The following is a 20,351-nucleotide window of genomic DNA, read 5'->3' as shown; positions in this document are numbered from 1 at the left end:
CGGATCGGCTCCCGGTTACCTCCTCGGGGCAGCTCCTGGTGATGCTGCAGCTGCACTGGGCGATGCCGCCGAGCGCATTGGAGTGGGGGCACCGGCGCGTGCCGGTGTGCTCAGCGCAACGCTGCAGAGCAGGATGAGGTTCAAGGGAAGGATGGTCGAAACGTTGCGGAGGCTGAATGTGCGTGGACCGGTGTGCATCCGTCGTGGTGAAGGACGACTTGCATGCCAATGATAATCAGGCAGTGGCGGCGCTTCGTCTTGCTGCTGGGATGAGTGGCGCGCGGCTTGGACTCGGTGGCTATGTGGGGCGTTTCACGGGGCTTCATGAGCAGGCGGCGGGACTGCTTTCGACTCCCTGACTCACAGTGGTGGCGCCAGACTGGGGTGGGCAGGTGAAGGCTGCGGGTGTGAGGATTGGGTGGTCACGTCCGTGACTGTTAAACTCCGCCCTTCAATCCCCCTACGGCACACCCAGTCCAATGAAAGCAGAGCACGCTCCCACCATTCGTCGCACCGAGTTCATGCCCTTGCCGTGGACGGTGCTTCGCGTCGATCTGCACTTCTCGCTGCATCCCGAGGCCACCGTGGTCACCAGCCGGCTGGCGTGTGTGCGCAACCGTGCCGTGGACGCCGGGGCTCTGGTGCTCGATGGCGACGAACTGGAGACCCTGGCGCTGACCATCGATGGCTGCGATCCGCAGCCCGGGACGGTGCGCCGCAGTGCCAGTCGCATCGAGCTCGACATCGATGGCGATGAGGCGGAGCTGGAGATCGTCACCCGCATCAATCCGCGCGCCAACAGCACGCTCTCGGGTCTCTACCAGTCGCGTGGCGGCTACTTCACCCAGTGCGAGGCCGAGGGCTTCCGCCGCATCACCTGGTTCCCGGATCGTCCCGATGTGATGGCGCGTTTCACCGTCACCGTCGAGGGCGAGCGTGCAAGCTGCCCGGTGCTGCTCTCCAACGGCAATCTGGTGGAGGAGGGGGAATTGCCCGATGGCCGTCACTATGCGCGCTGGGAGGATCCCTTCCCCAAGCCCTGCTACCTCTTTGCGCTGGTGGCTGCCGATCTGGTGGTGCTGGAGCGCCGCGAGCTGACCGCGTCGGGGCGTGAGGTGTTGCTGCAGGTCTGGGTGGAGGCCGGCAATCTCGATCGCGCCGGCCATGCGATGGACGCGCTGGTCCATGCGATGCGCTGGGACGAGGAGACCTTCGGGCTGGAACTCGATCTCGACCGTTACATGATCGTCGCGGTGAGCGACTTCAACATGGGGGCGATGGAGAACAAGGGCCTCAACATCTTCAACACCAAGTACGTGCTGGCAAAGCCGGATACGGCCACCGATGCCGACTACGAGCACATCGAGAGCGTGGTGGCGCATGAGTACTTTCATAACTGGACCGGCAACCGCGTGACCTGCCGCGACTGGTTCCAGCTCACCCTCAAGGAAGGCCTGACCGTCTTCCGCGACCAGCAGTTCTCTGCCGACATGCTGGCTGCAGCGGCCGGTGCCGAGGCTGCCGCTTCAGCGCGCGCGGTGAAGCGCATCGACGATGTGCGCGTGCTGCGCGCCGCACAGTTTCCCGAGGACGCGGGGCCGATGGCCCACCCGATCCGCCCCGACAGCTATCAGGAGATCAACAACTTCTACACCGCCACGGTGTATGAGAAGGGCGCCGAGGTCATCCGCATGCTGCACACCTTGCTGGGTCCGGAAGGGTTCCGCAACGGCATGGACCTGTACTTCAGCTACCACGACGGCAGCGCGGTGACCTGCGATGATTTCGTCGAGGCGATGTCCGAGGCCAATGGCCGCGATCTCGATCAGTTCATGCTCTGGTACAGCCAGGCTGGCACGCCGCGGGTGAAGGCCGAGGGCGTATGGGATGGCGCTGCCGGCAGCTATCTGTTGACCGTCTCCCAGTACACCCCGCCGACGCCGGGTCAGGCCGAGAAGCAGGCGCTGGTGATCCCGCTGGCGATCGGCCTGATCGGCCCGGATGGCGAGGACCGCCCCTTGCAACTGGAGGGCGAGGCACATCCGGGGGGCACCACGCGGGTGCTCGAACTCAGCAGCGAGAGCCGACAGTGGCGCTTCGTCGGCCTCGATGCCGAACCCGTGCCGTCGCTGCTGCGCGGCTTTTCGGCACCGGTGATTCTTGAAGTGGAGGAGGACGACGCCCGCCTGGCTTTCCGCATGGCGCATGATGCCGACGCCTGCAACCGCTGGGATGCCGCCCAGCGCTACGCCGAGCGTGTGCTGCTGGCACTTGCCGCGGCTGCCGCCGATGGTCGCGCGATGGCCGTGCCGCAGGGTTTCGTCGATGCCTTTGCCCGCCTGCTGCGCGACCAACGTCTGGACGCCGCCTTCCGTGCGCAGGCGCTCAGCCTGCCGGCCGAGGCCTATCTGCTCGAACGCATGCAGCCGGCTGACCCGGCCGCGCTGCGCGCGGCGCAGATCCACCTTGGCATGACCCTCGGCAGCATGCTGGCGGACGACTTGCGGGCGCTGGTCGAAGGGCTGGTGGAGCCGGCGGAGTATCGCTACCACCCTGCCGATGCCGGTCGCCGGGCCCTGATCAACCTCGCCCTGCGCTATCTGTGTGCAGCGCGCGATGCGCGCGGCGTGGCGCTGGCCGCGCAGCGCTTTGCCGAAGCCGGCAACATGACCGACCGCTTCGGCGCGCTGGCGGCGCTGGTGCACGGTGCGGTGGCGGAAGCCGAAGGGGCGCTGGCGGCGTTCTACCGGCGTTATCGTGATGACGCGCTGGTGCTCGACAAGTGGTTTGCGTTGCAGGCCGGCATGTGGCGGCGCGACCCGGCCGCGCCGCCGACGCTGGCGCGCGTGCGTGCGCTGCTTGCCGACGCAGCGTTCAGCCTGGCCAATCCGAACAAGGTCTACGCTTTGCTGGGCAGTTTCTTCCGCGCCAACCCGGCGGAGTTCCACCTCCCCGACGGCAGCGGCTATGCGCTCTGGGCCGAGCAGGTGATCGCCCTCGATGCGGCCAATCCGCAGGTCGCTGCGCGCATGGCGCGGGCGCTGGAGAACTGGCGCCGCTTCACGCCTGCGCTGCAGGCGGCGATGCGCCCGCAGCTGGAGCGTGTGCGCGATGCCGAGGGCCTGTCCGCCGATGTCGGCGAGATCATCGACAAGGCGCTGGCGGACTGAATCCGCCGCGCGCGCGGCAGCCTCCCACTCCCCCCGGGGTGGCGGCTGCCGTCAGGTGGCTAGGTCGCCGGCGATGTAGTTGGAGAGGTGCTCGATGGTCTGACGCTGCTGGTCGATGACCGTCTTCACCACGTCGCCGATGGTGACGATGCCGATCAGGCGGCCGTCGTCGAGTACCGGCAGGTGGCGGAAGCGCTTTTCCGTCATGATGTTCATCACCGCTTCCAGGGTGACGTCCGCGGTGATGGTGTACGGCGCCGGGGTCATCAGGTCGCGCACGGTGACATCGGCCGAGCGCAGGCCTTTCAGCACCACCTTGCGGGCATAGTCGCGCTCGGTGAAGATGCCCACCAGGCGGTCGTCCTCGGTGACCAGTACGGCACCGATGTTGTGGGTGGCCATCAGCGCCAGAGCCTCGAATACGGTGACGCCAGGGGCTACCGAATGCACTTGGGCGCTCTTGCTGCCCAGGATCTGCCCAACCGTGGTCTTCATCTGTATCCCTCCTGTTCTTTTACGGGGTGCTGTCCGCCCGCGTGAACCCGTGCAGCGCCGGGCGACATTGTTATTGTCCCCATAGGTTCTTACGAAGTGGGTGCGGATGCAAGCCCTGGCGGATGGCGGAAAACCCTATTGCGCAGTGGGGCCCGCGTTCACTTCGAGGTTGTCGATGAGGCGGGTGCGGCCGAGACGGGCGGCGGCGAGCACGACCAGTTCGCCGTCGCCGTGTCGTGGTGCCAGCAGGTCGGCGCGGCGACGGATGCTGACGTAGTCGGGTTGCCAGCCGTGCGCGGCCAGTTCGGCCACCGCGAAGGTCTCCAGCTTCAGGTAGTCGCGCTCGCCGGCCTGCACTGCGTCGCGGATGCGCGTGAGCTGGCGGTACATGCGTGGCGCCTCGGCGCGCTCGGCGGCGGACAGATAGCCGTTGCGCGAGGATAGCGCGAGGCCGTCCTCGGCGCGCGCCGTCTCGCCACGCACGATGTCGATGGGCAGGGCGAATTCGCGCACCATGTTGCTGATCACCATCAGCTGCTGGTAGTCCTTCTTGCCGAACACGGCGACCTGCGGGCGCACGATGCTGAAGAGCTTCAGCACCACCGTGGCGACGCCGCGGAAATGCCCCGGGCGGGCGGCGCCGTCCAGCATGTCGACGTGCGCCGGCGCCGGATCGACGTGGTAGGTCTGCGGGCTGGGGTACATCTCGCCCTCATCGGGCGCGAAGAGGTGGTCGACGCCGGCCGCCTCCAGCTTCGCGCAGTCGTCGCGGAAAGTGCGCGGGTACTTGTCGAAGTCCTCGCTGGGGCCGAACTGCAGGCGGTTCACGAAGATGCTGGCGACCACGCAGTCGCCGTGGGCGCGCGCCTGCTCCATCAGGCCGATGTGGCCGGCGTGCAGGTTGCCCATGGTGGGCACGAAGACAATGCGGCCGGCCTCGGCGAGGGCCTGGCGCAGGCCGTCGATGGTGTGGTGGATGTGCATGACGGAGGTCAGTAACAGTGTTCCGGCGCCGGGAAGCTGCCGTCCTTCACCGCGGCGACATAGCGCGTCACGGCGTCCTCGATGCTGGCCGCACCGTCCATGAAGTTCTTCACGAAACGCGCGGTCTTGCCGGGGTAGACGCCCAGCAGGTCGTGCAGCACCAGTACCTGGCCGTCGCAGCCGGCGCCCGCGCCGATGCCGATGGTGGCCATCGAGGCGAGTGCCGCGGTGATCTCGGTGGCCACTGCGGCCGGTACCATCTCCATCACCATCAGCGCCGCGCCGGCCTGTTCCAGCGCCAGCGCATCGGCCTTCAGGCGGGCTGCGCCTTCCTCGCCGCGGCCCTGTACGCGGTAGCCGCCGAGCTGGTGCACGGACTGCGGGGTGAGGCCGATGTGGGCGCACACCGGTACGCCGCGTTCGACCAGGAAGCGCACCGTCTCGGCCATGAAGGCGCCGCCTTCGAGCTTCACCATCTGCGCGCCGGCGGCCATCAGGCGGGCGGCGTTGCGCATCGCCTGGGCGGGGCTCTCGTGGTAGCTGCCGAAGGGCATGTCGGCGATCACGAAGGGGCGGTTGCAGCCGCGCACCACCGACTCGGTGTGATAGACCATGTGCTCGACGGTCACCGGCAGGGTGGACTTCTGGCCCTGCAGCACGTTGCCGAGCGAGTCGCCGACGAGGATGGCATCCACCCCGGCGCGCTCCTCGAGCGCGGCGAAGCTGGCGTCGTAGCAGGTCAGTACGGCAATCTTGCGCCCTTCGGCGCGCATCTTGCCCAGTTCGAAGAGGGTGACGGGCTTGGTGTCCTGGAGGTAGCTCATGAGCGGCTCCCGTATGGGTGCAGGCAAAGGACGGGAGTGTTCCCCATCCGGCGGCCCTGCACAAGCTTGTTTGCGGAAATGTGGCGCCGGTCGGAGGTCTCAGCCGGCGTAGGCGAAGAATTCGCGGTAGCTGCGCATGTTGCGCAGGCGGTCGAGGAGGAGCTCGAAGTCGTCGTCGTGATCGACCGGGTTGAGCACCTCGGCGTCCACGATGAACAGCGGGGCGGCATCGTACTGGTAGAAGAAGCGCGCGAAGCGTTCGGCGACGCGCTGCACATAGGTTTCCGAGATGCGCCGTTCGGCGTCCATGCCGCGTCGCCGGATGCGCTCCATCAGGGTTTCCGGGCGAGCCTGGAGGTAGATCACGAGGTCGGGGCGGGGCAGCGTGGGTGGCATCATGTTGTCGAAGATGCGCTGGTAGAGGGCCAGCTCGTCGTCGCCAAGGTTGAGCGCGGCGAACAGCGGATCCTTCTGCAGGATAAAGTCCGACACCACCCGCTCGCCGCTGTCGGCGGCCATCAGCGCGTTGATCTGGTCGATGCGCTGGAAGAGGAAGGAGAGCTGGGTGGGCAGGGCCCAGCGCTCGGTGTTCTGGTAGAAGCGGGCGAGGAAGGGGTTGGCTTCCGGTTGCTCGAACAGGGTGTTGGCGGGGAGGCGTTCGGCGAGACGGCGGGCAAGCGAACTCTTGCCGGCGCCGATGGGGCCTTCAACAACGATGTAACGTGCCTTGTCGAGCATTGTGGAGGGGCGCTAGCTGCGAAAGATGAAGTAGACCGCGCCAAGCATACACAAGGCAGCCCAAAGGTAGTCAAGCTTGATGGGCTGCTTCATGTAGAGGATGACGAAGGGAACGAAGACCAGCAGGGTGATGACTTCCTGCATGATCTTGAGCTGCGGCAGGGTGAGCGCGGTGGCACCGATGCGGTTGGCCGGGACCTGCAGCATGTATTCGAAGAAGGCGATGCCCCAGCTGATCAGGGCGGCGTAGAACCATGGCCGCCCCTGCAGGCCCTTGAGGTGGCCGTACCAGGCGAAGGTCATGAAGATGTTGGAAAGGGTGAGCAGGAAGGCAGCCTGCATCCACACCGGGACGCTGAGAAAGGTGGTTGGCAGCGCTTGCAGCCAGGCAGGCATGGTGGAACTCCTCGGGAGGAGAACGTCGGCAGTTGGGGGTCAGAGACGGGTGATGGGCTGGTCGGCGACCCCGGCGAGCAGGGCGGCCGCACTGCCATGGCCGGGGATCACGACTTGCGGGGCGATCTCCAGCAGCGGCAGGAGGACGAAGGCGCGTTCGTGCATGCGCGGGTGGGGGACGTCGAGATCGGGCTGGTGGATCTCGGCGTCGCCGTAGAGCAGCAGGTCGAGGTCGAGGATGCGGGGTGCGCGGTGGTAATCGCGCGTGCGCCCGGCCTCGCGTTCGATCTCCAGCAGGGCGGCGAGCAAGGTGCTGGCGCTCAGTCCGGTATCAACGGCGATCACGGCGTTGGTGTAGTCCGGTTGCCCATCTACCCCCACCGGGGCGCTGCGGTAGAGCGCCGAGCATGCGGCCAGCGTGGTCTGTGGCAGGCCTCCGAGGGCGGCGAGGGCGGCCTGCAGCGCGACCGCCGGGTCGCCAAGATTGGCGCCGAAGGCCACATAGGCGCGCACGGCGCCCGTGGAAACGGGATTCATGGCTGCTCAGGCGCTCCGCCGACAGCTTCGCCGCCTCCCGTGGGCTTGCGCCGCCGCCGCCGGCGCTTCTTTGCCGGGGCGTCGCTGGCGGGCGTCTCCGGGGCGCTGCGCAGCAGCGTTGCACGCTCCTCCTCGCCGGCATGGGCGAAGCGGTCCCACCAGTCCACCAGCTCCATCGGGATTTCACCGGACTGCGCACGCAGGCGCAGGAAGTCCCAGCCGGCACGGAAGCGCGGCTGCTCGATGAGGCGGTAGGGCATCTTGCCGGTACGTTTGTCGAAGCGCGGCTGCAGGGCCCAGATGTCCTTGATGTCGCCGACGATGCGGCGGGTGATGGCAAGCTTGCCGGCCTGGGCGTCGAGAACCTCGTCCATGGCCTGGAAGAGCGCAGGCTGGGTGTGTTCACCGGCGGCTTTCCTGGCCGCCCAGTTGGCCAGTACCTCGTGCCACAGCAAAGTTGCAAAGAGGAAGCCGGGGGAGACCGGCTTGTCCTGACGGACGCGCTGGTCGGTGTTCTCCAGCGCCAGCCAGACGAAGCGTTCGCCCAGGGGCTGTTCGAGGATGACGTCGAGCAGGGGCAGCAGGCCGTGATGCAGGCCTTCCTCGCGCAACTGCTTCAGGCAGGGAACCGCGTAGCCGGAGAAAAGCAGCTTGAGCATTTCGTCGAACAGGCGCGCGGCCGGCACATTCTCCAGCAGCACCGCCATGTCGCGGATCGGGTGGCGGGCATCGGGGTCGATGCTGAGCCCCAGCTTCGCCCCCAGGCGCACGGCGCGCAGCATGCGTACCGGGTCCTCGCGGTAGCGGGTACGCGGGTCGCCGATCATGCGCAGCGTCTTGTGCTGGATGTCGGCAACGCCGTGGTGGTAGTCGACGATGGTCTCGCTCTGCGGGTCGTAATACAGGGCGTTGACGGTGAAATCGCGTCGTGTGGCGTCTTCGGCCATGCTGCCGTATACGTTGTCGCGCAGCACCCGGCCGTGTTCGTCGGTCTCCGTGCTTTCAGCGTCCTGGCTGGCGCGGAAGGTGGAGACCTCGATGGTCTCCGGGCCACTCATCACATGGACGATCTTGAAACGGCGGCCGATGATGCGCGAGCGGCGGAACAGTGCGCGCACCTCTTCCGGGGTGGCGCTGGTGGCGACGTCGTAGTCCTTGGGCGGATGGCCGATCAGCAGGTCGCGCACCGCACCGCCTACCACGTAGGCCTTGTGGCCGTTTTCCTGCAGCACCTTGCAGGTCTTGCGGGCCGCGGGGGAAACCTGTTCGCGCCGGATGCCATGGCGTTCCACGGGAATCAGTGCCGGTTCGGCGGATGCGGAAGGCGCGGCGCGGCGGAATACCTTGCGCAGCAGTTTGCGGATCATTGGTGGTTATCTTGGTCGTGCGACATAAGCCGGCAATCATAACCCATGCGCCGGGAGCGGAAACAGCGTGTGCAGTGTGTGATCAGCTGCAGGTAAAGAAAAGGCCCCGCCGTGGCGGGGCCTTGCTGATGCTGCGTGTGCGGGCTCAGGACTGACGGCGGCGGCGCAGCGCGCCCAGACCGGCGAGACCGATGCCGAGCAGGGCGAGGGTGGCGGGTTCCGGAACCGGGTTCGGGTTGGGATTGATGCTGCCACTGCGGGCCTGGAAGATGTAGCGGCCGTCGACTCCGGAGTTGAGGCTGCCGGAGATCAGGGCGTTGGGACCGCCATCGAGGAAGGCGCCGTTGACTGCCGAACCTTCCATCTCATGAAAGGTTCCCGGGGTGCCGGTACCGTTCGAGTAGCCGGCGCGGGCGCTGTTGCCGCCCAGGCCCGAGCTGTTGCCGCCGCTGGCGGTGCCGGTTTCCCACTGGATCTGGTCGTAGTTGAAGATGATGTCGAAGTCGCCTGCGGCAACGTCGGCGCGGTCGACCAGAATCAGCTGGAAGCTGTTGCGGTTGGTGTGCGAGGAACTGCTCGAGTAGTAATCAACATCCACCCAGTTGACGCCGAAAGCGTTGTAGCCCTCATACACGCCGAGGCCGTAGGTCACCGGGTTGCCGGCGCTGCGGGTATCCACGTCGGCGAAGAACGGGGCGATGATCTGGCGGTTGGTGGCGGTGAGGCCGAACGGCGTGTAGGTGGCCAGGGCAGCGTCGAAAGTGACGTTGCCGTTGTTGTTGACGTACAGCTGGGTGAAGTTCAGGCCGAAGAAGTTGACTTCGAAGCCGATGCTCACCAGGCCGGTGGAGCCGTCGTCGTTGCGCGGCAGGGTGAAATCGCTGAAGCCGCTGACGATGGCGCTGGCGTGAGCGCCGGAGGAGGCGACGAGGCCGACTGCGAGGGCGAAGACAAGGGGTTTGAGTTTCATCTGGGTGTTGCTCCGTTATGGTTATGCTATCCGACGAAGGTGATAGCAAAACCTGTGCCGGAGCGCTTGTGATTGAAATATAAGTATCTTTTTCAGGTAGAACAGATGTGTGTAAAGAAACCCGACACACAGTAGGGTCATGAAGGTCGGTGCGGCGGTGATGCCTGAGCATCCATGAATCTTGTGATCGGTTCAGATCAGTGCGGCGAGCGCATCCTTGAATTCCTTCACCAGCCCGCCCTTGCCGCCGCAGGCCGCGACCAGCGAGTCGAGGATGGCGTCGATGGCGGCAAGCAGTCGGGCCAGCCACTCGCGGATCGAGAAATGCGCGCCGATGCGCGCCCAGCGCGCGTCTATGGTGGCCACGACGCCGAACTTGAAGCTCAGCGGACGGCCGCTGAGGCCATGTTGTCGGAGGACGTACTCGGGGATGTCGGCGATGGCGATGTCGAGTTCCAGACCGGCGCCGTCGACGATGTCGTGACGATAGGTCTGCCAGGCCAGTTCATGCAGCGACGCGGCGCCTTCCCAGAGGAAGCCGAAGTGCTGGCGGTCCTCGAGGATGCGGTAAAGCAGATTGCGCACCTCGGCGACGAAGTGCAGCAGTTCGTCACGCCCGGGGCTGCTGTGTGCGGCGAGTGCCTGAAAGCTCATGGGGGGCCTCGATAGTCGATGGGATGATGCCGCTGTTCTTGTTTCCCAGATTCGCAGTCTAGGCCGCAGCGGGAAAATCGCCAGTCCGAAAGGAGGCGAACGTAAAACCTGTGCAAGATACGCATGGCATGCTGTAATGCAGCAAAGAGGATGGATGCCATCCTGCGGACATCCGCAATTGCTCCTTCCTGCCCTGCGGCCAACAATCGTCCCCTTGGCCGTTGCAATGCCACCGACCCCGTTTCCGGAGCCTGACCCTGATGCGCCTGCCGTTCCGTTTGTGCACCTTTCTCGCCTTTCTTCACCTTTTTGCCGTGCCGGATGCCGCAATCGCCCAGGGGCGCGACATCGTCATCGCCCAGGTGGCGCCGTTCAGTGGCTCCCAGGCGGTGACCGGGCGGGCGATCCATGCCGGCGTCAAGCTTTACATCGATCACGTCAATGCCCAGGGCGGGGTGCGCGGTGCGCAGATCCGGCTGCTGACCCGTGACGACGCGCAGCAGGCGGCGCAGACGGTGAGTCTGGTGCGGGAGGTGATTGAGCGCGAGTCACCGGTGGCGCTGATCGGTACCGTCGGTACCACCAACGTCGAGGCGCTGATTGCCGACGGTGTGCTGCGCCGCAGTGGCGTGCCCTTGGTCGGGGCAGTCTCGGGGGCCACCAATGCGATTGCCGGCGCCAATGTGTTCGTCATCAAAGCGAGTTATCACGAAGAGGTCAATCGCCTGTTTACCAATCTTGCCGGCCTTAACATCAAGCGCGTCGGGCTGGTGTATCAGGACGACGCGCTCGGCGAGGACGTCATTGCCGGTGCCGATGCCGCGGCCGCGCGCCACGGCGTCGAGCTGGTGGCGCGGGCCGGGTATGCGCGCAACACGGTGGATGTCGACGCCGCGGTGGCGGCGATGCTGGCGGCACAGCCACAGGTGGTCTTCCTTGGCGCCACGACAGCCGCTGCCATCGAGTTCGTCCGCCGCTTCCGCGAGGGCGGTGGCACTGCCACGCTGTATGGCATGTCGATCATCGATACCCGCCAGCTTCTCGACAGGCTGGGACCGGACGGCGCACGCGGCTTCGCCTTCTCGGTGGTGCTGCCGCTGGAGACCCAGCGCACGATCGCGGTCAATCTCGAATACCTGCGTCTGCGCGAGCGCAGCAACGATGCGGATCTCTCGGCGCGTTCCATCGAGGGCTTCATTGCCGCGAAAACGCTGGTGCACGCGCTGCAGGCCGCAGGTGGCTCGCCCACTCCCGCAGCTGTCGTGCGCGCGCTGCAAGGCATGCGCCGGGTCGATCTGGGCGGCTACATGGTGGATTTCGGCCAGCGCGGCAAGTCCGGATCGAGCTACGTCGACTTCGCCATGCTGGCCGACGGCGGGCGCATCGTCTACTGAAGAATGCCGCCGCGGGAGGAGCTCATTTCCTCCCGCGCTTGCCCGCATGTCTCACCCTGGCACGTCACGAGGGGGCCGGGGCGCCGTCGCGGTGCGCCGCACGGAGAAGGCGTAGCTGACACTACGTCGAGGCGGCGCGAGGGAGTACGGCGTGCCACGGCGAGCGTATCGGCATCCGCAGCAGGGACGGTGTGAGACATGCGGGCTAGTCGTGCAGCGAGAGCACCGGCCAGCCGTGCTGCGCGGCGTGCGCGCGCAGGGTGTCATCGGGATCTACCGCGACCGGTTTGTCCACCCGCATCATCAGCGGCAGGTCGTTGTGCGAGTCGCTGTAGAACCAGCTCTGCTCGAAACTGCCCATGTGCAGGCCGAGCGACTCCAGCCAGTTGTCCACCCGTTCGATCTTGCCGGCCTTGAAGGCCGGGGTGCCGCGTGGCTTGCCGGTGAAGGCGCCATTTTCCATTGCCGGAATGGTGGCGATCAGGTGCGGGATGCCGAATTCGCGCACGATGGGGCCGGTGACGAAGGCATTGGTGGCGGTGACTACCGCCACCAGGGCGTCACTGTCGAGATGCTCGCGCGCCAGTGTCCGCGCCCGCTGGCCGATCATCGGGGCGATGGTGGTGGCCATGAACTCGCGGTGCCAGGCGTCGAGCTGGGCACGCGGGTGGCGGGCGAGGGGGGCGAGCTGGAAGTCGAGGAATTCGAAGATGTCGAGCGTACCGTCCTTGTACTGCTCGTAGAAGGCGATGTTCTTCGCTTCCTGAACTTCGCGGTCGAGCACGCCCTTGCGGATGAGGAACTGCGCCCAGGCGAAGTCCGAGTCGCCGGTAAGCAGGGTGTTGTCGAGGTCGAAGAGAACCAGATCCACGGGGTATTCCGTACGTTGAGGGATGGGGGGGAAGGGGCGCCACGCGCGGCGCGGTTCAGATTTCCAGCCCCTGCTGCATCAGCGTGCGCAACAGGGGCAGGGTGATCGGGCGCTGGTGTTCCAGCGAAGCCTGGTCGAGTGCGTCGAGCACGGCGAGCAGCGCAGGCAGGTCGCGGCGGCCGTGGCGGAGGAGGAAGTCGACGACCTCGTCGCCGAGGCGCAGTCCGCGGCGTCCGGCCTGGGTGGCGAGGATGGCGGCGCGCGAGGCGTCGTCGAGATCCTGCACCTCGTAGATCAGGCACTGGCCGATGCGGGTGCGCAGATCCTCGCGCAGGCGCAGCCCCAGCGGTGCGCAGGGGCCCGACAGGAGAAGGGTGTGGGCGTTCGAGCGGGCGCGGTTGAAGGCGTTGAAGAGGGCGATCTGCGCGGCATCGTCAAGCCGGTCGACGTCGTCCACGGCGATCAGGGCGCCGTGCTCTTCGTTGAGCTGCTTGCCGAGCCAGGCGGCGTCGACGTGTATTGCCGGGCGTCCGGCGGCGCGCGCGGCGGCAACGCTGGCGTGCAGCAGATGGGTGCGCCCGCAGCCGCCCGCACCCCACAGGTAGAGATGGCTGCCGCCGCCGATGGCGGCGTGCAGGGCGTCGAGGAGGGCGTCGTTGGCGCCGCTGACGAAATTGTCGAAGCGCGGCGGGGCGTCGCGGTGGAGGTCGAGGATGAGCTGCTTCATGACGGTGGAGCAGCGCTGTCGCCACGGTAGATCGGGCTCGCCAGCCAGGCCTCCTTGACCTCGCGCAGGCCAACCAGCAAGGCTGCGCTGACCGGCAGGGCGATGAGCATGCCGACAAAGCCGAAGAGCTGGCCGAAGGCCATCAGTGCGAAGATCACCGCCAGCGGGTGCAGGCCGATGCGCTCGCCGACCAGGTAGGGCGTGAGCAGGAAGCTCTCCAGCAGCTGGCCGAGGCCATACACCACCGCCACGCCGATCAGCGGCGACAACCCTTCGCCCTGCAGCAGTGCAGCCATGACCGCGAGCAGCAGGCCGCCACCGAAGCCGACATACGGAATGAACACCAGCAGGCCGGTGATCACACCTACCGGCAGCGCGAACTTGAGCCCGGCGATCCACAGCCCGAGGCTGTAGAACACCGCCAGCAGCAGCATCACCACCAGTTGGCCGCGAAGAAATTCCGAGAGCACCGCATCGACGTCGCCGACGATGCGCATGCTGCGCGCCAGCCACGGCCGCGGCAGCATCTCGCGCAGGCCGGTGAGCAGGCGCGGCCATTCCTGCAGCAGGTAGAACATCACCATCGGGATCAGCAGCAGGTTGGCGAACAGGCCGATCACTGCCAGGCCGCCGGCGCGTGCGTGGTCAAGCAGGATGGGCAGCAGGTCCTCGGCATTGTCACGGTGGGTGGCGAGGAATTCCCGCGCGGAGGCGGCGTCGAGGCGCAGTTCGATGTTGAAGCGTTCGGCAAGCAGGGGGGCGAGGCGCTGGTTGAACTGTTCCAGGAGGTCGGGCAGGCGGGCGATCAGTGCGGTGGTCTCGCTGTACACCATCGGCACCATGATCAGCACCAGCAGGGCCAGCAGTGCGCCGATGGCGAGGATCACCAGCAGCACCGCGGCCGGGCGCGGCAGGCGGCGGGCGACCAGCCAGTTCACCGCGGGGTCGCAGATGTAGGCCAGCACCGCGGCGATCGCGAACGGCGCGAGGATCGGCGAGAGGGCGTAGAACAGCGCCAGCACGGCGAGTGCAACCGCGGTCCATAGCAGCGCGTGCAGATGGCGGGGGGTGGAAAGGGGCGCGCGGGGCAGGGTCATTTCAAGTAAAATCGCCGGTCTGGCGCGAGGCGCGCAGCCTCGCAGAATCCGTAAATGTAGCCATTTGGCGTGACGCCCTCAAGCGCGGGGGCGCGCCAGCGGGCCGCGCAGCACCCTCTCCGTTCATTCTTTCCGCCCGAGGACCGACCTTGACCGCCTCCAAACCTTCCCTTTCCTACCGCGATGCCGGTGTGGACATCGACGCCGGTGACGCCCTGGTTGATCGCATCAAGCCGCTCGCCAAGCGCACCATGCGCCCCGAAGTGCTGGGCGGCATCGGTGGCTTCGGTGCGCTCTTCGAGCTCACCGGCAAGTACCGCGAACCGGTGCTGGTGTCCGGCACCGATGGCGTGGGCACCAAGCTCAAGCTCGCCTTCCAGTGGAACAAGCACGACACCGTGGGCCAGGACCTGGTGGCGATGAGCGTCAACGACATCCTCGTGCAGGGCGCCGAACCGCTGTTCTTCCTCGACTACTTCGCCTGCGGCAAGCTGGAAGTGGATACCGCTGCCGATGTGGTCTCCGGCATCGCGCGCGGCTGCGAACTGGCCGGTTGCGCACTGATCGGCGGCGAAACCGCCGAGATGCCCGGCATGTACCCGGCGGGCGAGTACGACCTCGCCGGTTTCGCGGTCGGCGCGGTGGAGAAGTCCGAGATCATCGACGGCTCGAAGATCGTGCCGGGCGACGTGGTGCTGGGCCTCGCTTCCAGCGGTGCGCATTCCAACGGCTACTCGCTGATCCGCAAGATCATCGATCTGGCCCAGCCGGACCTGGATGCCGACTTCCACGGCCGTCCCTTCCGCGACGTGGTGCTCGAGCCCACCCGCATCTACGTCAAGCCCATGCTCGCGCTGATGCGGGCGATGCCCGGGGTGGTGAAGGGCATGGCCCACATCACCGGCGGCGGCATTACCGAGAACGTCCCGCGCATCCTCGCCGACGGCCTTACCGCGCGCATCGACGCCGCCAGCTGGACACTGCCGCCGCTCTTCCAGTGGCTGAAGGAGGCCGGCAACGTGGATGCGCAGGAGATGTACCGCGTCTTCAACTGCGGCATCGGCATGGCGGTGATCGTCGCCGCGGCAGATGCCGACGCCGCCCAGGCAAAGCTCGTCGAAGCGGGCGAGACGGTGTTCCGCATCGGTCGCATCGATACCCGTGGCGCCGCTGAAGCGCCCACCATTGTCGGCTGATTGCCGCCCTCGGCGCTGCGGGTGCAACTTTGTGCATCCGCAGCGTGTCGGTTGCATTGGCTTGCCGATGAAACCGCTGCGCGACCGTCCGTGCGGCCCCGCATGAGGATCCGGCGCACATGCCCGCTCGTTCCCGTTTGATTCTTCCCCTCAGTGTCGCCGGTCTGGCGGTGCTGGCCTTCCTCGCCTGGCAGGCCAACCGTGCGCCGGCGCCTGCGGCAGCCAGTGGGGGAGGAGGGGGCGGCGGGGCGGCGGTGGTCGTCGAGGTGGCCGAAGTGCGCACCATGGCACTGGCCGAAGAGGCGCTGGCGGTCGGCACCCTGCGTTCCAATGAGGCAGTGGTGCTGCGCCCGGAAGTGTCCGGGCGGATCAGTGCGATCCGTTTCGAGGAAGGGCAGATGGTGCGCCGCGGTGTGCCGATGGTGGAACTCGATGCCGCCATCCAGCGTGCCGAGCTCCAGCAGGCGCGCGCTGCGCTCGCACTGGCCGAGGCCGACGCGCGCCGTACCGAGGATCTCTTCCAGCGCCGCTTCGTCAGTGGCAGCGCCCGCGACGAGGCCGTCAGCCGCCTGCAGGTGGCCCGTGCGGCGCTTGAGCTGGCCACTGCCCGGCTGGCGCGGATGAGCCTGCTGGCGCCGTTCGACGGCATTGCCGGCATCCGTCAGGTCAGCGTCGGCGAGTACGTCAAGGATGGCGAGGCGCTGGTGAACCTGGAGGACATCTCGGTGCTGAAGGTGGATTTCCGCCTTCCCGAGACCCTCCTGCCGCGCCTGCAGCCCGGCCAGGCCCTGGAAGTGCTCAGCGATGCCGTTCCCGGGGAGGTCTTTGCCGCCAGCGTGCAGGCCATCGATCCGCTGGTCGATGCGCAGGGGCGGGCCGTGCTCGTGCGTGCCCGCCTCGACAACGCCGCAGGCCAGCTGCGCCCGGGGATGTTCGCGCGCGTGCGGCTGATCCTCGCCGAACGCCCTGCGGTCACGGTGATCCCCGAAGAGGCCCTGGTGTCCACCGCGGGCGACGTGCAGCTGGTCTATCGCGTCGATGACGGCCGTGCCCGCCAGGTCGCGGTGCGTACCGGCCTGCGCCGCGACGGCATGGTCGAAGTCCTCGATGGGCTGACGGCCGGCGAGCGCGTGGTCAGTGCCGGCCAGCTCAAGCTGCGCGACGGCGCCCCGGTGCGCGTCGCCGCCGGGGGGTAGGGCAGCGTGCTGATCTCCGATACCTGCATCCGCCGGCCGGTCTTCGCCACCGTGCTGTCGCTGCTGGTGGTGCTGGTGGGGCTGGTGTCGTGGACCAAGCTCAGCGTGCGCGAGTACCCCAACATCGACGAACCGGTGGTCACCGTGGACACCACCTACCGCGGCGCCAGCGCGGAGATCATCGAGTCGCAGGTGACCAAGCCGCTGGAGGATTCGCTTGCCGGCATCGAAGGGGTGGATGTCATCCAGTCGATCAGCCGCCAGGAGCGCAGCCAGATCACCGTGCGTTTCCGCATCGAGCGCGACGCCGACAGTGCCGCTGCCGATGTGCGCGACCGCGTCTCGCGGGTGCGCCGGCAGCTGCCCAGCGACGTCGATGAACCGGTCATCGCCAAGGTCGAAGCCGATGCCAGCCCGATCATCTGGGTGGCCTTCTCGTCCGACCGCCATTCGCCGCTGGAAGTCACTGACTTTGCCAACCGCATCGTCAAGCCGCGCTTCCAGACCCTGCCGGGCGCGGCCGATGCGCGCGTGTTCGGCGGCCGAGACTACTCGATGCGGATCTGGCTGGACCGCGACCGTCTTGCCGCCTTCGGGCTCACCGTGCAGGACGTCGAGGACTCCCTGCGGCGCCAGAACGTCGAAGTACCGGCCGGGCGTATCGAGAGCAGCCAGCGTGAATTCGCCGTCGTCGCCGCCACCGATCTGTCCACCGTGGCGGACTTCGAGGCCGTGGTGGTGCGCGCGCCGGCGACCGCCGACGGCTATCCGGTGCGGGTGCGCGATCTCGGCCGGGTCGAGGAAAGCGCCGCCAGCGAGCGCACGCTGGTGCGCTTCATGGGCAAGCCCGCTGCCTCCATCGGCCTCATCAAGCAGGCCACCGCCAATCCGCTCGACCTCAAGCGCGGGCTGGTGGAGATGATGCCGGTGCTGGAGGCCGAACTGCCGGAAGGCATGACGATGACCATCGCCAACGACACCACGGTGTTCATCGAGCGCTCGATCTCCGCGGTGTTCGCCACCATCCTCGAAGCCATCGTCCTGGTGGCGCTGATCTGCCTGTTCTTCCTGCGCAACTGGCGTGCCATGCTGGTACCGCTGGTGACCATCCCGGTATCGCTGGTCGGCGCCTTTGCGCTGATGCTGGCCTTCGGCTTCTCGATCAATACGCTTACCCTGCTGGCCCTGGTGCTGGCCATCGGTCTCGTCGTCGATGACGCCATCGTGATGCTGGAGAACATCTACCGTCACGTCGAAGCCGGCATGGATCCGCTCAAGGCCGCCTTCCAGGGCTCGCGCGAGATCGCCTTCGCGGTCATTGCCATGACCCTCACGCTGGCTGCGGTGTACGCCCCGGTGGCCTTCATGAGCGGGCGCACCGGCAAGCTGTTCACCGAATTCGCCCTGACCCTCGCCGGCGCGGTGCTGGTGTCCGGCTTCGTCGCCCTGACCCTGTCGCCGATGATGTGCTCCAAGCTGCTGCGCCACGAGAACAAGCACGGGCGGCTCTACAACGCCATCGAAGGCTTCCTCGAATGGCTCACCAGCGGCTATCGCCGCGTGCTGACACTGGCGCTACGCGTACGCTGGGCGGTGATGCTGGCCTTTTTTGCGGTAGCCGCGGCGGCGGTGGTGCTGTTTGGCCAGCTCAAGCAGGAGCTGGCGCCGATCGAGGACCGCGGCCGTGTCGTCGGCCTGTTCTCCGGCCCCGAAGGGGCGACCGCCGACTACATGGCGCGTTACGCCGCGCAACTGGAGGAGATCTACGCCCGCACCGCCGACGTGGATCGCTACATGGTGGTCAGCGGCAATCCCACGGTTTCGCAGGGCATCTCCTTCGTCGGCTTTACCGACTGGGACGAGCGCCGGCGCTCGTCGATCGCCATCGCCAACGAATTGCGCCCGCAGATGCGCGACATTCCGGGCATCCAGGCCTTTCCCAGCCTGCCTGCGGCTTTCGGCCAGGGGTCGCGCTCGCGTCCGGTGACGATGGTGGTGGTGGCCTCGGCGAGTTATGAGGAACTTGCCCATTACACCGAGCTGATCCTCGACGAGATCCGTGACCATCCCGGTTTCGTGTCACCGGAGTCCGATCTCAAGCTCACCCTGCCCGAACTTGCCGTGGAGGTCGATCGCGACCGTGCCGCCGACCTCGGCGTGTCGGTGGAGGTCATCGGACGCACCCTGGAAACCATGCTCGGCGGCCGCCAGGTCACGCGCTACAAGCGCGACGCCGAGCAATACAACGTCCTCGTGCAGCTCGAAGCCGGCAGCCGCAGTGCCCCCGCCGACATCCGCGATCTCTACGTGCGCGGGCGCGGTGGCGAAATGGTGCCGCTGGCCAGCGTCGTGCAGGTGCGCGAGACGGTCAGCCCGCGCGAGCTCAACCACTTCGGCCAGCGCCGCGCGGTCAAGATCTCCGCCAACCTGGCGCCCGATTACGCCCTCGGCGAAGCGCTGGCCCACCTCGAAAAGGTCGCCCGGGGTATCCTGCCAGCCGGCTATGCCATCGACTACGACGGTCAGTCGCGCGAATTCAGGACCAGTTCGGCCAGTCTGGCGCTGACCTTCGTGCTCGCGCTGGCCTTCATCTACCTGGTCCTCGCCGCGCAGTTCGAGAGCTTCCGTGATCCCTTGATCATCATGCTCACCGTGCCGCTGTCAATGGCCGGTGCGCTCGGGGCGCTGTGGATGACCGGCGGCACCCTCAACGTTTATAGCCAGATCGGCCTCATCACCCTGGTCGGGCTGATCACCAAGCACGGCATCCTGATCGTCGAGTTTGCCAACCAGTTGCGCGACCAGGGGGAACAACTGGTCGCCGCGGTGATCGAAGCATCCGTGCTGCGCCTGCGTCCGATCCTGATGACCACCGGGGCGATGGTGCTCGGCGCGGTGCCGCTGGCGCTGGCCAGCGGGGCGGGCGCGGAGAGCAGGCAGCAGATTGGCTGGGTTATCGTCGGGGGCCTGCTGCTGGGTACATTCTTTACCCTCTTTGTGGTGCCGACGGTCTATACTTTGATTGCAAGGCGCCAGCGCAACACGCTGGCCGTCGACGCCGCCGCGGCGTCGGCGGAGGTGACCGGAGCGGCCGCGGAGCTGGCTGCACACAGGAGAGGATGATGGATACCTCGATGAAGCTTTCCAATGTCGATACCGCATCGCTGCAGTCGCTGCGTCCGCCGCAGCGCGAGGAGCAGGATGCCCGCCGCGATGCGCCGGCCGTATCGGCCCAGCCCCCCGGCGTCGAAGTGGATATCAGCCCCGCCGGCCGCGCCGCGCTGGAGCAGGCTCAGGCCGCCGCCCAGCCGCAGCCGGCCAGTGCGCCGGTGACTACGCCGCCGCAGGCAGCCAGTGCCGATCCGGTGCAGGCTGCCGCCGCAGCCCCGGCCCCGGCCAGCCAGCCCAGCGTCGCCGCTACCCCTGTCGAAACCGCGCAGTCTGCCAATGCCGCGCGCGCCGCAGGTGCCCCTGTGGCAGAGCCTGCCGGCAGTCCGCCGCGTGCGCAGCAGCCCGACGCACCCAGTGCGGCGGCCAAGCCGGCGGTGCAACTCTACCTCGACAACGCCGCCCGCCTGGAAACCCAGCCGACGCCGGCCGCAGTGCGCACCGCGGCCTGACCGCGCGCCTGCGGGCGCATATCGCCATACCCTGCGGGGCTGGCCGGATCTCCGGCCAGCCCCTTCTGTTGTGCGCCCAGCATGGGCGCACTCCTGCGGGTGTAAGTCCCGCCGC

Annotated in this window: 18 protein-coding genes; 6 read left to right on the top strand and 12 right to left on the bottom strand. The window is 67.3% G+C overall.

Translation table 11 applies throughout. The features are described 5' to 3' along the window. Positions 1–479 precede the first annotated feature (479 nt). Positions 480–3,170 (top strand): aminopeptidase N, encoded by a 2,691-nt coding sequence (pepN, locus tag C8261_RS15550; protein WP_107494651.1) that lies wholly within the window; start codon positions 480–482, stop codon positions 3,168–3,170. A 51-nt stretch (positions 3,171–3,221) separates the two neighbouring features. Here pepN and C8261_RS15545 read toward each other — a convergent pair whose 3' ends face one another. The 9 genes from C8261_RS15545 to C8261_RS15505 form a co-directional block, all read right to left on the bottom strand. Beyond that, a complete protein-coding gene (locus C8261_RS15545) occupies positions 3,222–3,665 on the bottom strand; it encodes a CBS domain-containing protein (protein ID WP_107494650.1) in 444 nt (147 codons plus the stop codon). A 135-nt stretch (positions 3,666–3,800) separates the two neighbouring features. Next, complete coding sequence (gene panC / locus C8261_RS15540) at positions 3,801–4,649, bottom strand: pantoate--beta-alanine ligase (RefSeq protein WP_107494649.1); 849 nt, start codon at positions 4,647–4,649, stop codon at positions 3,801–3,803. Positions 4,650–4,657: 8 nt separating this feature from the next. Beyond that, entirely contained in the window at positions 4,658–5,473 is an 816-nt protein-coding gene (gene panB, locus C8261_RS15535) for a 3-methyl-2-oxobutanoate hydroxymethyltransferase (RefSeq protein WP_107494648.1), read from the bottom strand. 99 nt (positions 5,474–5,572) lie between these two features. Beyond that, entirely contained in the window at positions 5,573–6,211 is a 639-nt protein-coding gene (locus C8261_RS15530; protein WP_107494647.1) for a deoxynucleoside kinase, read from the bottom strand. A 12-nt stretch (positions 6,212–6,223) separates the two neighbouring features. Further along, positions 6,224–6,607 (bottom strand): DMT family protein, encoded by a 384-nt coding sequence (locus C8261_RS15525; protein WP_107494646.1) that lies wholly within the window; start codon positions 6,605–6,607, stop codon positions 6,224–6,226. Between the two features lie 39 nt (positions 6,608–6,646). Beyond that, positions 6,647–7,144 carry a 2-amino-4-hydroxy-6-hydroxymethyldihydropteridine diphosphokinase gene (gene folK / locus C8261_RS15520; protein WP_107494645.1) on the bottom strand — a complete coding sequence of 166 codons (498 nt, stop codon included), beginning with the start codon at positions 7,142–7,144 and terminating at the stop codon, positions 6,647–6,649. Then, positions 7,141–8,511: a polynucleotide adenylyltransferase PcnB gene (gene pcnB, locus C8261_RS15515; RefSeq protein WP_107494644.1), complete on the bottom strand. Its 1,371-nt coding sequence runs from the start codon at positions 8,509–8,511 to the stop codon at positions 7,141–7,143. Before pcnB ends, folK begins: the two co-directional genes overlap by 4 nt. Positions 8,512–8,656: 145 nt before the next feature. Then, positions 8,657–9,481: a nidogen-like domain-containing protein gene (locus C8261_RS15510; RefSeq protein WP_107494643.1), complete on the bottom strand. Its 825-nt coding sequence runs from the start codon at positions 9,479–9,481 to the stop codon at positions 8,657–8,659. 192 nt (positions 9,482–9,673) lie between these two features. Beyond that, complete coding sequence (locus tag C8261_RS15505; RefSeq protein ID WP_107494642.1) at positions 9,674–10,135, bottom strand: hypothetical protein; 462 nt, start codon at positions 10,133–10,135, stop codon at positions 9,674–9,676. A 260-nt stretch (positions 10,136–10,395) separates the two neighbouring features. On the opposite strand from C8261_RS15505, the gene C8261_RS15500 reads away from it, so the two are divergent. Beyond that, the gene (locus tag C8261_RS15500; RefSeq protein ID WP_107494641.1) at positions 10,396–11,529 is read left to right on the top strand and encodes an ABC transporter substrate-binding protein; all 1,134 of its coding nucleotides are present in this window, start codon (positions 10,396–10,398) and stop codon (positions 11,527–11,529) included. A gap of 205 nt (positions 11,530–11,734) precedes the next feature. Here C8261_RS15500 and C8261_RS15495 read toward each other — a convergent pair whose 3' ends face one another. Genes C8261_RS15495 through C8261_RS15485 form a run of 3 tightly spaced genes read right to left on the bottom strand, consistent with a single transcriptional unit; the run spans position 11,735 to position 14,224 of the window. Then, on the bottom strand, positions 11,735–12,400 hold the full coding sequence (locus C8261_RS15495) for a histidinol-phosphatase (RefSeq protein ID WP_107494640.1): 666 nt from the start codon (positions 12,398–12,400) through the stop codon (positions 11,735–11,737). Positions 12,401–12,455: 55 nt separating this feature from the next. Further along, on the bottom strand, positions 12,456–13,127 hold the full coding sequence (gene hda / locus C8261_RS15490) for a DnaA regulatory inactivator Hda (RefSeq protein WP_107494639.1): 672 nt from the start codon (positions 13,125–13,127) through the stop codon (positions 12,456–12,458). After that, entirely contained in the window at positions 13,124–14,224 is a 1,101-nt protein-coding gene (locus C8261_RS15485) for an AI-2E family transporter (protein WP_107494638.1), read from the bottom strand. Before C8261_RS15485 ends, hda begins: the two co-directional genes overlap by 4 nt. Positions 14,225–14,373: 149 nt before the next feature. On the opposite strand from C8261_RS15485, the gene purM reads away from it, so the two are divergent. From purM to C8261_RS15465, 4 genes are all read left to right on the top strand, one after another. After that, positions 14,374–15,420 carry a phosphoribosylformylglycinamidine cyclo-ligase gene (purM, locus tag C8261_RS15480; RefSeq protein ID WP_107494637.1) on the top strand — a complete coding sequence of 349 codons (1,047 nt, stop codon included), beginning with the start codon at positions 14,374–14,376 and terminating at the stop codon, positions 15,418–15,420. A 119-nt stretch (positions 15,421–15,539) separates the two neighbouring features. After that, positions 15,540–16,616 (top strand): efflux RND transporter periplasmic adaptor subunit, encoded by a 1,077-nt coding sequence (locus C8261_RS15475; protein WP_107494636.1) that lies wholly within the window; start codon positions 15,540–15,542, stop codon positions 16,614–16,616. A gap of 6 nt (positions 16,617–16,622) precedes the next feature. Further along, the gene (locus tag C8261_RS15470) at positions 16,623–19,739 is read left to right on the top strand and encodes an efflux RND transporter permease subunit (protein ID WP_107494635.1); all 3,117 of its coding nucleotides are present in this window, start codon (positions 16,623–16,625) and stop codon (positions 19,737–19,739) included. Between the two features lie 11 nt (positions 19,740–19,750). Continuing rightward, positions 19,751–20,236, top strand: a complete 486-nt coding sequence (locus tag C8261_RS15465; protein WP_146161694.1) for a hypothetical protein — start codon at positions 19,751–19,753, stop codon at positions 20,234–20,236. Positions 20,237–20,351 lie beyond the last annotated feature (115 nt).

Origin of the sequence: Pseudothauera lacus, from assembly GCF_003034845.1 — a bacterium.
GTDB classification, from domain to species: domain Bacteria; phylum Pseudomonadota; class Gammaproteobacteria; order Burkholderiales; family Rhodocyclaceae; genus Pseudothauera; species Pseudothauera lacus.
Note: the sequence above shows the minus strand (reverse complement) of the source record. Positions and strands in the feature narration are given on the sequence as shown.